Origin of the sequence: Catellatospora vulcania, assembly GCF_009720385.1 — a bacterium.
GTDB lineage: Bacteria > Actinomycetota > Actinomycetes > Mycobacteriales > Micromonosporaceae > Catellatospora > Catellatospora vulcania.
In genome coordinates, this window is record NZ_WARX01000001.1 from 1,378,035 (window position 1) to 1,391,532 (window position 13,498).

Here is a 13,498-nt window from a genome sequence, read left to right on the forward strand (position 1 = left end):
CGGATGCTGTGGCGCGCCGTCACCGTGCTGCTGGCGGTCGTGGCGCTGGCCGTGGTGCTGGTGGCCGTCTTCGGTGACCTGCTGGTGTCCGGCGACCCCGGACGCATCGTCGCGATCCCGTACTCGCCGCCCGGACCCGGCCTGCCGCTGGGTACGGACTACGCCGGCCGCGACGTGCTGCCCAGGGTGCTGGCCGGCGGCCGGTTCCTGGTGCTTGTCCCGCTGTTCGCGACCGCGCTGGCCGCGGTCCTGGGCACCGCGCTGGGCATGCTCGGCGGCTACCTCGGCGGCGTCGCCAACGTGCTGACCTCGCGCCTGGACACGCTCATGCTGGCCGTGCCGCCGATCCTCGTGCTGCTCGTGCTGCTCAACGGCTGGGGATACAGCACCGCGACCCTGATCGCGATCGTCGTGATCACCGGTGCGCCGTTCGTGTCCCGGGTGGCCCGCGCCTCCACGCTGCAGGTGATGCAGAACGACTACGTCACCCAGTCGATCGCGCTCGGCGAGAGCCGGCTGTCGACCGTGGTGCGCGAGATCCTGCCCAACATCGCCCACCCGGTGCTGGCCGACGCCGGCACCCGGCTCGCGATCGCGGTGACGCTCACCGCGTCGGCGGGCTTCCTGGGCTTCGGTCCCGACGCACCGAACTGGGGCGCCATGATCAGCCAGAACATCGAGGGAATCTCGCTGACCCCCTGGGGGGTCGTGGTCCCGGCGGTGCTGCTGGCGGTCGTCACCGTGTCGGCGAACATCCTCCTCGACCGCTTCGCAGCGAAGGCGTTCTCACGATGATCTCGATTGACGACCTGTGCGTGGCAGACAACGAAGGCCGCCGGGTGCTCGACGGCGTCCATCTCGAACTCGCCGCCGGCCAGCGGCTGGCCATCGTCGGGCAGACCGGGTCGGGCAAGACCACCCTCGCGCTGAGCCTGCTCGGCGCGGTGCGCCCAGGGCTGCGGGTGGTCGGCGGGCAGGTCAACGTCGCCCGTGACGACGTGCTCGCACTCGCCCCGGCCGGACTGCGGCGGCTACGCCGCGACCTCGTGGCGTACGTGCCGCAGGACCCGGCGGCCAGCCTGACCCCGACGCTGCGGGTGTACCGCCAGATCGGCGAGTTCGCGGCCGACCGGTCGCCCGGCGCGGTCGGCCGGCGGCTGGCCGAGGTCGACCTGCCCGACGACGAGCGCTTCCAGCGCAGGTACCCGCACCAGCTGTCCGGCGGTCAGCAGCGCCGGCTGGCGCTGGCCCGGTCCATGGCCCGTGACCCGCGGCTGCTGGTGCTGGACGAGCCGACCGCCGGGCTGGACGGCCCGGTCCGGGGACGGGTGCTCGACCAGATCACCCGGCTGGTCGAGACCCGCGGCATGACCCTGGTCATGATCACCCATGATCTGCACGTGGCCGCCCGCGCCGCCGACCGGATCCTGGTGCTCAACGAGGGCCGGGTCGAGGAGCAGGGCACCACCTCGGCGGTGCTGCTGCAGCCCGAGGCGGCGTACACGCGCGAGCTGCTGGCCGCCGTGCCCGACCTGTCGGAGCTGCAGCAGCGGGTGCTGGTCGACGACCGGCCCGGTGCCGCGCCGGTGCTGCGGGTGGCGAACCTGGTGGCCAGCTACGGCAGCCGAGCGCAGCGCCGGCGGGTAGTTGACGACGTGTCGTTCGACGTGGCGCCCGGGGAGTGCGTGGCGCTGCTGGGCATGTCGGGCAGCGGCAAGACCACCGTGGCCCGCTGTGTCATCGGCACCCACGTGCCCGACTCCGGCGAGGTGCGGCTGGGGGAGCAGGCGCTGACCCCGGACGTGTCCCGGCGCTCGATCGACGAGCGGCGGCGGGTGCAGCTGGTGCCGCAGGATTCGGCCGGTTCGCTGAACCCGCGGCGGCGGGTGGCCGCCACCATCACCCGGGTGCTGCGCGTGCTGCGGGGTTTGCCGGCCGAGGAGGCCGCCGAGGAGACGTTGCGCCTGCTGGGCCTGGTCGGCCTGCCCGCCCGGCTGGCCGACCGGTTCCCGGCCGAACTGTCGGGCGGGCAGCGCCAGCGGGTGACCATCGCGCGGGCGCTGGCCGCGGGGCCGCAGGTGCTGGTGTGCGACGAGATGACCTCCAGTCTCGACGTGCGGGTGCAGGCGGCGGTGCTGGATCTGATCGACGGGCTGCGCCGCGACCTTCAGCTGGCGGTCGTGCTCATCACGCACGACCTCGGCGTCGTCGCGCGCATGGCCGACCAGGTCGTCGTGCTGCACGAGGCGAAGGTGTGCGAGCAGGGCCGGGTGGGCGACGTGCTCGGCGATCCGCAGCACGAGTGGACGCGCGAGCTGGTGCGCGCGGCCTCGGTCAACCTCGACGTCGTGTCTCGACCATAGACACCACCTGCAGATCTCCGGAGTGCTGCCGGCGCTCCGGAGGGCAGGTGGCGGCGTGCGGGGCCGGCGGCCGGTCCCGCAGCAGCAGCGTGTAGTGCGCCCAGTCCGAGGTGAACTCCACGTGGTGGAGGCCGTTGCCGTCGTGCAGGGCCTTCACCAGTTTGATCGCCTCGGTGCCGGCGAGGTTGATCGCGTGGCGCAGGAAGGCGTCGGCGGTTTGTCCCGAGGCGGGCAGGCCGACCCGCCCGCGGTACCACGCGGGCGCGATCCGGCCCTCGCGGGTGGCCTCGACGATCCGGCCGGCGTCGGCCGGTGGGACGTAGCCGTAGTAGACGCCGGCCGGCAGGCAGACGACGTTGGCCGCGAACCGGCAGCCGCCGACGTGGGTCGACTCCCAGACCCGCCCGGGTGCGGCGGCGGTCAGCTCGCGGGCCACCGGCCGGCCCCGGACCGCGCACGCCGCCTCGACGCGGCCGTGGCTGCACACCAGGTACAGCGGCTCGTCGCCGAGGCGGCCGAGGCCGCTGGGCCGGCCCTGGGCCAGCAGCTCGATCGCCTGGTCGGTGAGCTGGTCCTGGTGGGTGAGGGTCAGTTCCTCGACGAACCTGCCCGACTCGCGCAGGCCGACCAGGAAGCAGCTGAACGTGCCGGGCGGCCCGTCCGGCCGCGGCCGCTGCCGGCCGTAGCGGCGGATGAGGTTCAGCGACAGCCGGTGCCGTGCGGCGGCCTCGCGGATGCGCGGCTCGACCAGCGCGCTGCGGGCCGCCGGAAGCTGGCCCCACGGACCAGGGTGCTCGATGAGGATCCACCCCGCGGTGACCGGTGTCTGTGGTGACAGGACGTCGTATCCCATGAGTCGGCATCCGACGCACCCGCCGCCGGTGGGCTGGACAGATGCACCGGACGCGGCGGACTTCCCGGCGAGCATGCGATCTCCCCTGCAGCGTCGGAACTGTCGAGTTGCCCGATCCTAGGCGCGGGTGGATGGGGGGTCCGCCCAATTCTGAGCATCCCCAGATAGTAGACGATCACGTTCCTTCGCGGCCCGATTGGGGCTATAGTCCTGAAGCGGCACTGGCGTCGGTGGGGAGGCGGCAACGCATGCAGGAGTACAACCGGTGGTCATTTCACGATCACCTTCGCGAGGTGATGCGAACGGAGTGGATCTCGGCCTCGGCGACGAGGCTCTCCAAAGACGAGAATGCCTACTCCGTTGGCGACAGCGACGGCAAGATCTATTTCATTGAGGAAGGCCAGGTCAAGATCGTTTCTTATTCGCGAGACGGCAAACGCTGTCTGCTGGCCGTGTGTGTGGCGGGGGAGAGTTTCGGTGAGCTCGGCATCCTGCCGTGTCCCCGGGGCGAGACCGCGACGGCCATGACGAACACCGTGCTGCGCCGCATGTCGGCCGCACGTTTCAAGCAGGCCCTGCAGAAAGCGGATCTGGCCGAGGAATTCGCGATGCATCTGGTCGGCAGGCTGTCCGAACAGCAGCGCGTCATCACCAACATGGTGACGATGAACTGCGAGCAGCGACTGGCTGCCACCCTGCTGGAGCTGGCCCGCAAAATGGGCATCCGGCAGGGCAACCAACTGCGCATCGACCACCCCATCACCCATGAGGATCTCTCGGCCATGGTGGGCACGACTCGGTCGCGCATCGGCGTCTTTCTCAAGCGATTCCGCGACAACGGCCTCGTGGTGCCGCACCGTTCGGCGTCGTTCGCCATCGACGAGCCGCAGATGCAGCAGTACGTCGAGGCCGTCTGAAACGAAACGACTCGGGGTCCGGCGGCCGGCCGGGCGCCTGTGACGGCCGCGTGCCGTGCCGCCCCCCGCGTCGACCGACGCACCGGGCGGCACAGCGCGCGGCCGTGCTGTCTTCCGCTGCGCGATGCCCGTCCGGGGGCCGTCGGGTGCCGCCCGGTGCTGCCGGGCGGCACCCGAGTGATCAGCTTTGCGGGATCGGCCGGACCGGAAGGCGGGTCAGGCCCCGCATGATCCGGGTGGGCCGCCACGCCAGCTCGTCGCGCCCGCACGCCAGCGCGATGTCCGGGAAGCGGTTCAGCAGGGCCTCGACGGCCACCTGCGCCTCCAGCCGCGCCAGCGGCGCGCCGACGCACAGGTGGATGCCGTGGCCGAAGGCCAGGTGCGAATGGTCGTTGCGGGTGACGTCGAGCCGGTCCGGGTCGGGGAAGTGCCGCTCGTCGCGCCCGGCCGAGGCGATGGACACGGTGACCTGGCTGCCGGCCGGGATGAGGTGGCCGGCGATCTCGACGTCCTCGGTGGCGAACCGCATGGTGGACAGCTCCACCGGCGGGTCGTAGCGCAGGAACTCCTCGACCGCCGAGGGCACCAGGTCGGGCCGCTCCCGCAGCAGGCCCACCTGGTCGGGGTGGGACAGCAGCGCCAGCATGCCGTTGCAGATGAGGTTGACGGTCGGCTCCTGGCCCGCGCTGAGCAGCAGCATCACGGTGGAGATGACCTCGGCCTCGGTGAGCTTGTCACCCTCGTCGGAGGCCACGATCAGGGCGGTGAGCACGTCGCCCTGCGGTGTGCCGGCGGCGATCTCGGCGCGCTTGTGCTGCAGCAGCTCGGTGAAGAAGCCGTGCATCGCCGCGTGCCCCTCCTGCGGGCTCATGGCGCCTTCGACGACCATGTCCGGCGCGGTGAGCATCGCCGTCGCCCAGATCCGGAACATGCCCCGGTCGCCGTCGGGCACCCCGATCATCTCGCAGATGATCGTGGTCGACAGCGGGTGGGCGTAGACGTCCACGAGGTCCACGACATCGTGGCCCATGCCGTCCAGCAGGGCTTCGGCCACCTCGCGCACCCGCGGGCGCAGCTCCTCCACCCGGCGGGAGGTGAAGGCCTTGCTCACCAGCCTGCGGAGCCGGGTGTGGTCCGGCGGATCAGTGTTGAGCAGGTGGTAGAGGTAGTCCGAGCGGCTGTCCTGCTCGCTCTTGACGTATCCCGCGGCGCGCAGCTGGTCCCACTGCTTGCGCGGGTCCTTGGCGAACCGGGGGTCGTTGAGCACCTCGCGGGCCTCGGCGTAGCGCAGCACCAGCTGACGGCGCAGGCCGTTGGGCTCGCGGATCAGGTGGACCACGGCTTCGTCGCGCATCTCGGCATACATCCGGTATGGGTCGACGCGCGGACCGGTGGGCAGGATGGGCGGCTCTTGTACTTCGGTCGACGGGGGTGGGGTCGGCATCCGCATTCTCCGTTCCATGGCGTGGCCTGGCCCTGACGGCCCGGTTACACGCGAAGACCTTCGGATAGGATGGGGATCCTGCCGGATGTCGCCGCTGAGCTTCTGCTCCAAATTGAGCAGAACCGTCTGGTTACGATCGTTAACGGCTGCCGCGCCGGCCATCTGCCGTCGTGATGACCACCCCGGTGTGATCGCTCGTCCCGTTCGAGGTCGGCCGCGTGCCGACCGGCCGATGGCGGGGATGTGGACAGGCGCCATGGGCGGTTAAAGGTTGATGAAGCATCTGAAAACGATCTGTGGCATTAATTAATTCACATGTATGATTACGCGCGGTGGTCTCGGGGTAGACCAGGGGTATCGACGACTTTTCTGCCACCGGGGGTAACGCATGACACCGGTTTCGCGCGCACATCTGCCGTCACCGCACTACGAGCCCGACGTGCCGATGTCCTCGGCCGCCGCGGAATTCCGCGACACGATGCAGAAGTTGTGTACGGATCGTTTCCGTGACGCGCCGACCATCGTGCTGCAGCGCAGGGGGCACGTCTACACCGGCGGCCGAGCCGGCCGGGATGTGTACATCGTGCGCAGTGGGCTGGTCAAGACGCTCGCCGTCGCGGCGACCGGCAAGCGGTGCCTGCTGTCGATCTTCGTCGGCGGTGACGTCTTCGGCGAGATAAGCCTGCTGGGCCAGCAGCGCACGGAGACCGCGGTGGCCATCAGCCGCGCCGTGCTGTGCCAGGTGCCCGCCCAGCGCTTCCTGTCCGAGCTGTCCGAGCGCGGCCAGCTCGAGCAGCTGCTGGCGCACCTCGGCGAGCGGGTGCTCAGCCAGCAGAACATCATCGTGGACATGGTCACGCTGGAGAGCGAGCGCCGGCTGGCCGCCCGGCTGCTGCTGCTCGCCCAGCACATCGGCGCCCGCGACGGCTATCGTCTGCACATCGACGCGCGGATCACGCAGGAGGAACTGGCCGAGATGGTGGGCACCACGCGGTCCCGGGTGGGCTTCTTCCTCAAGCGGTTCCGGCAGGCGGGTCTGGTCGACGTGCGCGCCCGGGTGCTGGCCGTGCACGAGCAGCGGCTGTCGGCCTTCGTGGAGCACTGCTCATAGCGATGATGCTCAATAGTGGCTAGTCGCGGTCTCGCCTCCCGGCCGATGCTCGGACGTCGGCGCTCCTCCGGAGGCGAAAGGATCGAAAGATGTCGATCGGTTCCCATGTTGTCCTCGTCTTCACGCTTCAGGTCGCGGTCCTGCTCGCCGTCGCGCTCTGCCTGAGCAGGCTGGCCGCCCGGATCGGCGTACCCTCCGTCGTCGCCGAACTGATGACCGGCGTGCTGCTCGGACCGTCCGTGCTCGGGTTCGTCCCCGGCCACAGCTGGCTGTGGCCGAACGACCCCGCCCAGGCGCGGATGATGGACGCGGTGACGCAGCTGGGGGTGCTGCTGTTCATCGGCATCGCCGGCGCGCACATCGATCTGCCGCTGATCCGCCGCCGGGGCCGGACCGTCGTCGTGCTGGGCGGGTTCGCGATGGCGCTGCCGCTGGCGCTCGGCATCGCCCTCGGTTACGGCCTGCCGTCGCAGTTCGTCGGCGACGGTGCCGACCGCCTGCGATTCGCCCTGCTGCTGGGCGTCGTGATGGCGGTCAGTGCCATCCCCGTGATCGCCAAGACCTTCATCGAGCTGCGCATGCTCCACCGCGACGTCGGGCAGCTGACGCTCGTCGCGGCAGCCGTCGGCGACGTGATCGCCTGGCTGCTGCTCTCGGTGGTCGCATCCATGGCGGTGGCCGGCCTGCACGGGCCGCACCTGCTGATGGGCCTGCTCTACCTGGCCGGCTTCCTGCTGCTGGCGGCCCTGGTCATCCGGCCGCTGGCGGGGCGCGCGCTGAAACGGGCCGCCGACGACGAGGGGTCCGGCACGACCATCAGTGTGGCTGTGGTCGTCATCCTGGCCAGCGCCGCGGCCAGCCACGCGCTCGGGCTGGAGGCCGTGCTGGGCGCATTCGTCGCCGGCATCGTGCTGAGCTCGTCGGGCAGCGCCGTCGCGGCCAAGCTCGCCCCGCTGCGCACCGTCGTGCTGGCCGTGTTCGCGCCGCTGTTCCTGGCCGGAGCCGGGCTGAAGATGGACCTGTCGGTGCTGGGCGAGCCGTCGGTCGTCGTGGTCGCGGCAGCCGTGCTGGCGCTGGCGGTCGCGGGCAAGTTCGCCGGGGCCTACCTGGGCGCACGGCTCAGCCGCCTCAGCCACTGGGAAGGGCTGGCGCTGGGCGCCGGACTGAACGCCCGCGGCGCCGTGGAGATCGTCGTGGCCACCATCGGCCTGCAGATCGGCGTGCTCAACACCACCATGTACACGATCGTGGTGCTGGTCGCCGTGGTCACCTCCCTCATGGCGCCGCCGATGCTGCGCTGGGCCATGGCGCGCGTCGAGCAGCGCGCCGAGGAGAACCTGCGCGAGACCGAGATGGCGGTGTGGTCGGACCAGCCGGCCTACGCCAACCGATCTGCGCAGAATTGAGCAGTATCACGGCAATTCCGCGGTTAGTGTCAGTTGCGGTGATCGATATCTGTAAGCAGGAAGGCTCACACCGATGACAGAGCACGGCGGCAAGCGATTCGCGCCCCTCCCGGCGTACCACCAGACCTCCGTTCCGGCGGAGAAGCTCCTGAACTCCGCGAACGCCGGTTTCCTCATCCACCGGGTGGGCCAGCTGCGCGCCGAGTTCCGCGACGAGGGCCTGAAGTTCTCCACCGAGCTCGTCGAGCTCATCAACAGCGCCCAGGCCGGGCACATCTCGATCTTCACGTTCGAGGAGCTGTTCGGGACTGAGAACCGCCTGCACTGGCTGCTGCACCTCAAGCAGCCCAACGACTACCAGCGCATGCTGGAGATGGTCGACCACTCCAAGCGGTGGCGCGACGTGGCCACCAAGGACCGGCTGCCGTCGCGCGGCGGCGGCAACTGGGAGCGCATCTTCGTCGAGGGCAGCATGCGCGAGACGATCATCTGCCCGCAGCACGGCCTCGGCCACCACGACGATGACGACGACGACACGCTGGACACCTTCCAGCCGGCAGCCATGTTCCAGACCACCCTGCCCCCCGAGCAGCTGCTGCACTCGGTCAACTCCGCGCTGACCGTGCACCGCCGGATGCAGGTGCGGTACAAGTACCGCGAGGAGGCGCGCCAGTTCTGGTTCGGGTGGTGCGCGCGGGTCACCGAGGCGCTGACCGGCCGGGCCACCGCGTTCCTCTACGAGGAGATGTGGGGCCAGCAGGACACCCTGCACCTGCTCATCCACCTGGCCGACCTGGAGGCCTACACCGAGGTCAAGGCCCTGGCCCAGCACGACCAGCAGATGCGTGAGCTGCTGGGCTCGCAAGTGGCCCCCGGTGAGGGCAGCGGGCTGTGGCACGAGACGGTGCTCGACGGCACGATGGCCGACACCCTGTGGGCGCCGCTGCCGGGTCGCGCCGCACCCGCGGCCTAGCCGATGGCCGGCGTGGAGGCGATGTCCGCGTACGCGGGGCGCGCGTTCGTCGATGTGCGCACGCTGTTCGAGGCACGCGGGCTGGACATGGCGCGGTTCGCCAACCTGATGATGGAGCAGAAGTCGGTCAACCTGCCCAACGAGGACGCGGTCACCAACGCGGTCAACGCCGCCCGGCCGCTCGTCGACGCGCTGAGCGACCGCGAGCGCGACAGCATCGAGGCCGTCATCGTCGGCACCGAGTCGGGACTGGACTTCGGCAAGCCCATCAGCACCTACGTGCACCACTACCTGCAACTGGGCCGCCGCTGCCGGTCGTTCGAGGTCAAGCACGCCTGCTACGGCGGCACGGCGGCGCTGCGTACGGCACTGGGTCTGGTCGCCACCAGCGCGAACCCCGACGCCCGCGCCCTGGTCATCGCCGCCGACGCCGGCGGTGAGGTGACCGGCATGCCCTACTGGGAGCCGTCACACGGGGCCGGGGCCGTCGCGCTGCTCGTCGGGGCGCGCCCGGCGATCCTCGACCTCGACCCCGGCGCGGCCGGGCTCTACAGCTACGAGGTGATGGACACCTGCCGGCCGCGTTCGGACCTGGCCGCCGGCGACTCCGACCTGTCGCTGCTGGCCTACCTGGAATGCCTGGACCGCACCTTCGCCGACTACCAGACCCGGGTGCACGGCGCCGACATCGTCGACACCTTCGACTACCTGGCGTTCCACACGCCCTTCGCCGGCATGGTCCAGGGCGCCCACCGGCAGCTGCTGCGCAAGACCAAGCGGCTGGCCGCCCCGGACATCCAGCACGACTTCACCACGCGGATGGCCCCGTCGCTGGCGTACCCGGCACGGATCGGCAACACCTATGCCGCCGGGCTGTTCATGGCGCTGTGCTCGCTGCTGGACCACGGCGACTTCAGCCGCCCGCGCCGGATCGGCCTGTTCGCCTACGGCTCGGGCTGCGCCTCGGAGTTCTTCAGCGGCGTGGTCGACCCCGAGGCGCCGGACCGCTTCGGCGCGTACAAGCTGCGCGAGCAACTCGACGCCCGCTACCCGCTGTCGCTGCCGGAGTACGAGCACCTGTCGCGATTCAGCAACCAGTCGGCGGCCGGCATCGCCGACGGCGACGCCGACGTGTCCGGCTACGCCGACACCTACCAGGCGACGCTGGCGGGACGGGGCCACCTGGTGCTGGACGGGATCCGGGGCTTCCACCGCCGCTACCGATGGAGCTGACCATGGGCTACGAGACCATTGAGACCGCGCCGCGCAACGCGACCCTGACGATCACGCTGCGCCGGCCCGAGGCCGAGAACAGCATCGACGACACGATGGTGCGCGAGCTCGGCGAGGCCCTGGACGAGGCGGAGGCCGACGCCGCCTGCCGCGTCGTGGTTATCGAGGGCGGCGACGGGGTGTTCTCCACCGGCATGGACCTCGTCGGCGCGGCCGACGGCATGGTCGACCACGACCGGGCCACCCGCGGCGGGGCCGCGTTCTTCGGCCTGCTCAAACGGCTGACCACGATCCCGCGGGTGGTGGTGGCCAAGGTGGACGGGCGGGTGGCCGGCGGCGGGGTGGGGCTGGCGGCGGCCAGCGACTTCGTGTTCGCCACCCCGCGCAGCACGTTCAGCCTGCCGGAGGCGCTGTGGGGGCTGCTGCCCTGCTGCGTGGCGCCGTTCCTGATCCGGCGGGTCGGGTTCCAGAAGGCGTACGCGATGAGCCTGAGCACGCAGCCGGTGTCCGCGCTGCAGGCGGAGGCATGCAGCCTGGCCGACCAGGTGTCCGGCGATCTCGACCCGGTGGTGCGCAGGCTGACCTTCCGCAGCAGCAAGCTGCAGGAGAGCACGATCGCCGACCTCAAGCGCTACTACGCCCGGATGTGGATCATGTCGGCGGAGACCGAGCAGGCCGCGGTCGGCGAGCTGGCCCGGCTCATGTCCTCCGGCGACGTGAAAGGCCGCCTGTCGGACTTCGCCCGGCGGCAACGTTTCCCCTGGGAGGGATAGTCGTGGCAGCGACGGCATGGGTGTTTCCGGGGCAGGGCGCGCAGCACAAGGGCATGGGGGCTGACCTGTTCGGCAGGTATCCCGAGCAGTGCGCGGCCGCCGACGCCGTGCTGGGCTTCTCCGTGGAGCAGCTGTGCCTGGGCGACGACAGCGCCCGCCTGACCGACACGGCGAACCTGCAGCCGGCCCTGTTCATCGTCAACGCGCTGCACTTCTGGGACCGCGCCGAGCGCGAGCCGATGCCCGGCTACCTCGCCGGGCACAGCCTGGGGGAGTTCAACGCGCTGCTGGCGGCGGGCGCGTTCGACTTCGAGACCGGGGTGCGCCTGGTGCGCCGGCGCGGTGAGCTGATGGCCCAGGCCGTGGGCGGGGCGATGGCCGCGGCCGTCGGGCCGCAGGTGTCGCGGATTCCCGACCTGCTGCGCGACGAGGGCGTGGCCGACGTGGACGTCGCCAACTACAACTCCTCCGAGCAGCTCGTGCTGTCGGGGCCGGTGGAGTCGGTGCGCCGGGCCGGTGAGCTGGTGACGCGGGCGAAGGCCGGCCGGGTGGTGCCGCTGCGGGTGAGCGCGGCGTTCCACTCCCGGCAGATGACGCAGGCCGCCGACCGGTTCGGCGAGTTCCTGGCGGGTTTCGCGATGAGCGACCCGCGGATCCCGGTCATCGCCAACGTGACCGCCCGGCCGTACGCGCCGGGCGAGGTGGCGCGGACCCTGGCCGCCCAGGTCCGCAACAGTGTGCGCTGGGCCGACACCATGCGCTACCTCATGGCACACGGCATCGACACGGTCGCCGAGGTGGGACCGGGCCGGGTGCTGACCGGCCTGTGGGCCGCCGAGCACAGGACGTGGCTGGCCGAACGCGCCGCCGAGCCGCCGGCCGCAGCCGCGGCCGCGCCGCAGCCGGGAGATCGTGCCGAGCCTGCGCCGCAGGTCCCCAAGCAGCGCGAACCCGAGCCCGCATCCGCGCCCGCATCCGCACCTGTGGTGGCCGTCCGGCCGGAAGCCGGTGTGTCGCAGGTGGCGATCCGGCCCGACACCAGCCGATCCATGACGGCGGTGGATCCGGGGCGGCTGGGCGATCCGGGGTTCCGCCGGGACTACGGCATCCGTTACGCCTACCTCGCCGGCTCCATGTACAAGGGCATCGCGTCCACCGAGCTCGTGGTCCGGATGGCGCGGGCGGGCCTGATGGGCTTCTTCGGGGCGGGCGGGCTGCGCCCGGACCGGCTGGAGCAGGCGCTGCTGACGTTGCGCGAGCAGCTCGGGCCGCAGGGCAGGTTCGGCATGAACCTGCTGCACGCCATGCACGATCCGCGGATCGAGGAGCGCACGGTCGAGCTGTACCTGCGCCATGACGTCAGGTTCGTCGAGGCGGCGGGCTTCGTGCAGCTGACTCCGGCCCTGGTGCGCTACCGGCTGAGCGGGGCGTACCGCGGGGCCGACGGCAGGCCGGTCGCGCCGCGGCGGCTGCTGGCCAAGGTCTCCCGGCCGGAGGTGGCCGCCGCGTTCATGCGCCCGGCGCCGGAGGCCGTGGTGCGCAGGCTGGTCGAGCAGGGCGCGCTGACGCCGCAGGAGGCCGAGGCCGGGCTGGGACTTCCGGTCAGCGACGACGTCTGCGTGGAGGCCGACTCCGGCGGGCACACCGACGGCGGCGTGGCCTACGCGCTGATGCCGGCGATGCTGCGGCTGCGCGACGAGATCGCCGGGCAGCACGCCTACCCGGGCCCGATCCGGGTCGGCGCGGCGGGCGGTCTGGGCTCGCCGGAGAGCATCGCGGCGGCGTTCGTGCTCGGCGCGGACTTCGTGGTGACCGGGTCGGTCAACCAGTGCTCGGTGGAGGCGGGAGTCTCGCCGCTGGTCAAGACGATGCTCGCGCAGTGCGACGTGCAGGACACGGCGTACGCGCCGGCCGGCGACATGTTCGAGGCCGGGGCGCGGGTGCAGGTGCTGCGCAAGGGCACGCTGTTCGCCGCGCGCGCCAACAAGCTGATGCAGCTGTACCGGCAGTGCGGCGGCCTCGACGACATCGACGCGCAGACCCGCACCACGATCGAGGAGACGTACTTCCGGTGCGGCTTCGACCAGGTGTGGAAGGAAACCCGCGAGTACTACCTGGCCGCCGGGCGCCCCGAGGAGGTCACCCGGGCCGAACGCGATCCCCGGCACCTGATGGCGCTGGTGTTCCGGTGGTACTTCGTGCACACGACGCGGGCGGCGATCCACGGTGACGACAGCGAGAAGGTGAACTTCCAGATCCACACCGGCCCGGCCATGGGTGCGTTCAACCGCTTCGTGCGCGGCACCGAGCTGGAGGACTGGCGCGGGCGGCACGTCGACGAGATCGCCGAGCGGCTGATGCGCGGCGCGGCCGAGGTGCTCAGCGCGCGGATGGGCCTGCTCGTCAATCAATAGATCGAAACTGT

11 protein-coding genes are annotated in these 13,498 nt (G+C 71.2%); 9 read left to right on the forward strand and 2 right to left on the reverse strand.

Features of this window, described 5'->3' with window-relative positions:
• Positions 1-3: 3 nt before the first annotated feature.
• Together F6W97_RS25380 and F6W97_RS25385 are read left to right on the forward strand one after the other, a co-directional pair.
• The gene (locus F6W97_RS25380; RefSeq protein ID WP_230686947.1) at positions 4-795 is read left to right on the forward strand and encodes an ABC transporter permease; all 792 of its coding nucleotides are present in this window, start codon (positions 4-6) and stop codon (positions 793-795) included.
• A complete protein-coding gene (locus F6W97_RS25385; protein ID WP_155372889.1) occupies positions 792-2,363 on the forward strand; it encodes an ABC transporter ATP-binding protein in 1,572 nt (523 codons plus the stop codon). Before F6W97_RS25380 ends, F6W97_RS25385 begins: the two co-directional genes overlap by 4 nt.
• Here the strand turns inward: F6W97_RS25385 and F6W97_RS25390 are convergent.
• Positions 2,335-3,216, reverse strand: a complete 882-nt coding sequence (locus tag F6W97_RS25390) for a sucrase ferredoxin (RefSeq protein ID WP_155372890.1) — start codon at positions 3,214-3,216, stop codon at positions 2,335-2,337. The genes F6W97_RS25385 and F6W97_RS25390 overlap by 29 nt on opposite strands.
• 248 nt (positions 3,217-3,464) lie before the next feature.
• Here F6W97_RS25390 and F6W97_RS25395 point away from each other — a divergent pair, with 248 nt between their 5' ends.
• A complete protein-coding gene (locus F6W97_RS25395; RefSeq protein ID WP_196279305.1) occupies positions 3,465-4,133 on the forward strand; it encodes a Crp/Fnr family transcriptional regulator in 669 nt (222 codons plus the stop codon).
• A gap of 181 nt (positions 4,134-4,314) precedes the next feature.
• Here the strand turns inward: F6W97_RS25395 and F6W97_RS25400 are convergent, their stop codons facing one another.
• Entirely contained in the window at positions 4,315-5,577 is a 1,263-nt protein-coding gene (locus F6W97_RS25400; RefSeq protein ID WP_155372892.1) for a cytochrome P450 family protein, read from the reverse strand.
• 388 nt (positions 5,578-5,965) lie between these two features.
• Between F6W97_RS25400 and F6W97_RS25405 the strand changes: the two genes are divergently transcribed.
• From F6W97_RS25405 to fabD, 6 genes are all read left to right on the forward strand, one after another.
• A complete protein-coding gene (locus F6W97_RS25405) occupies positions 5,966-6,688 on the forward strand; it encodes a Crp/Fnr family transcriptional regulator (RefSeq protein ID WP_155372893.1) in 723 nt (240 codons plus the stop codon).
• Between the two features lie 89 nt (positions 6,689-6,777).
• Complete coding sequence (locus F6W97_RS25410) at positions 6,778-8,094, forward strand: cation:proton antiporter (RefSeq protein WP_155372894.1); 1,317 nt, start codon at positions 6,778-6,780, stop codon at positions 8,092-8,094.
• A 73-nt stretch (positions 8,095-8,167) separates the two neighbouring features.
• Positions 8,168-9,067 carry a DUF6039 family protein gene (locus F6W97_RS25415; protein ID WP_155372895.1) on the forward strand — a complete coding sequence of 300 codons (900 nt, stop codon included), beginning with the start codon at positions 8,168-8,170 and terminating at the stop codon, positions 9,065-9,067.
• A 21-nt stretch (positions 9,068-9,088) separates the two neighbouring features.
• The gene (locus tag F6W97_RS25420) at positions 9,089-10,300 is read left to right on the forward strand and encodes a hydroxymethylglutaryl-CoA synthase family protein (RefSeq protein WP_230686948.1); all 1,212 of its coding nucleotides are present in this window, start codon (positions 9,089-9,091) and stop codon (positions 10,298-10,300) included.
• Positions 10,301-10,302: 2 nt separating this feature from the next.
• On the forward strand, positions 10,303-11,073 hold the full coding sequence (locus tag F6W97_RS25425; RefSeq protein WP_155372897.1) for an enoyl-CoA hydratase-related protein: 771 nt from the start codon (positions 10,303-10,305) through the stop codon (positions 11,071-11,073).
• 2 nt (positions 11,074-11,075) lie between these two features.
• On the forward strand, positions 11,076-13,487 hold the full coding sequence (fabD, locus tag F6W97_RS25430; protein ID WP_230686949.1) for an ACP S-malonyltransferase: 2,412 nt from the start codon (positions 11,076-11,078) through the stop codon (positions 13,485-13,487).
• Positions 13,488-13,498: the final 11 nt, after the last annotated feature.

Excerpts from the sequence above, each read along its gene's own strand:
- F6W97_RS25380 (WP_230686947.1), top strand. The coding sequence starts at position 4 with ATGCTGTGGCGCGCCGTCACCGTGCTGCTGGCGGTCGTGGCGCTGGCC.
- F6W97_RS25410 (WP_155372894.1), top strand. The coding sequence starts at position 6,778 with ATGTCGATCGGTTCCCATGTTGTCCTCGTCTTCACGCTTCAGGTCGCG.
- F6W97_RS25420 (WP_230686948.1), top strand. The coding sequence starts at position 9,089 with ATGTCCGCGTACGCGGGGCGCGCGTTCGTCGATGTGCGCACGCTGTTC.
- F6W97_RS25415 (WP_155372895.1), top strand. The coding sequence starts at position 8,168 with ATGACAGAGCACGGCGGCAAGCGATTCGCGCCCCTCCCGGCGTACCAC.
- F6W97_RS25390 (WP_155372890.1), bottom strand. The coding sequence starts at position 3,216 with ATGGGATACGACGTCCTGTCACCACAGACACCGGTCACCGCGGGGTGG.
- F6W97_RS25405 (WP_155372893.1), top strand. The coding sequence starts at position 5,966 with ATGACACCGGTTTCGCGCGCACATCTGCCGTCACCGCACTACGAGCCC.
- F6W97_RS25395 (WP_196279305.1), top strand. The coding sequence starts at position 3,465 with ATGCAGGAGTACAACCGGTGGTCATTTCACGATCACCTTCGCGAGGTG.
- F6W97_RS25385 (WP_155372889.1), top strand. The coding sequence starts at position 792 with ATGATCTCGATTGACGACCTGTGCGTGGCAGACAACGAAGGCCGCCGG.
- F6W97_RS25425 (WP_155372897.1), top strand. The coding sequence starts at position 10,303 with ATGGGCTACGAGACCATTGAGACCGCGCCGCGCAACGCGACCCTGACG.
- F6W97_RS25400 (WP_155372892.1), bottom strand. The coding sequence starts at position 5,577 with ATGCCGACCCCACCCCCGTCGACCGAAGTACAAGAGCCGCCCATCCTG.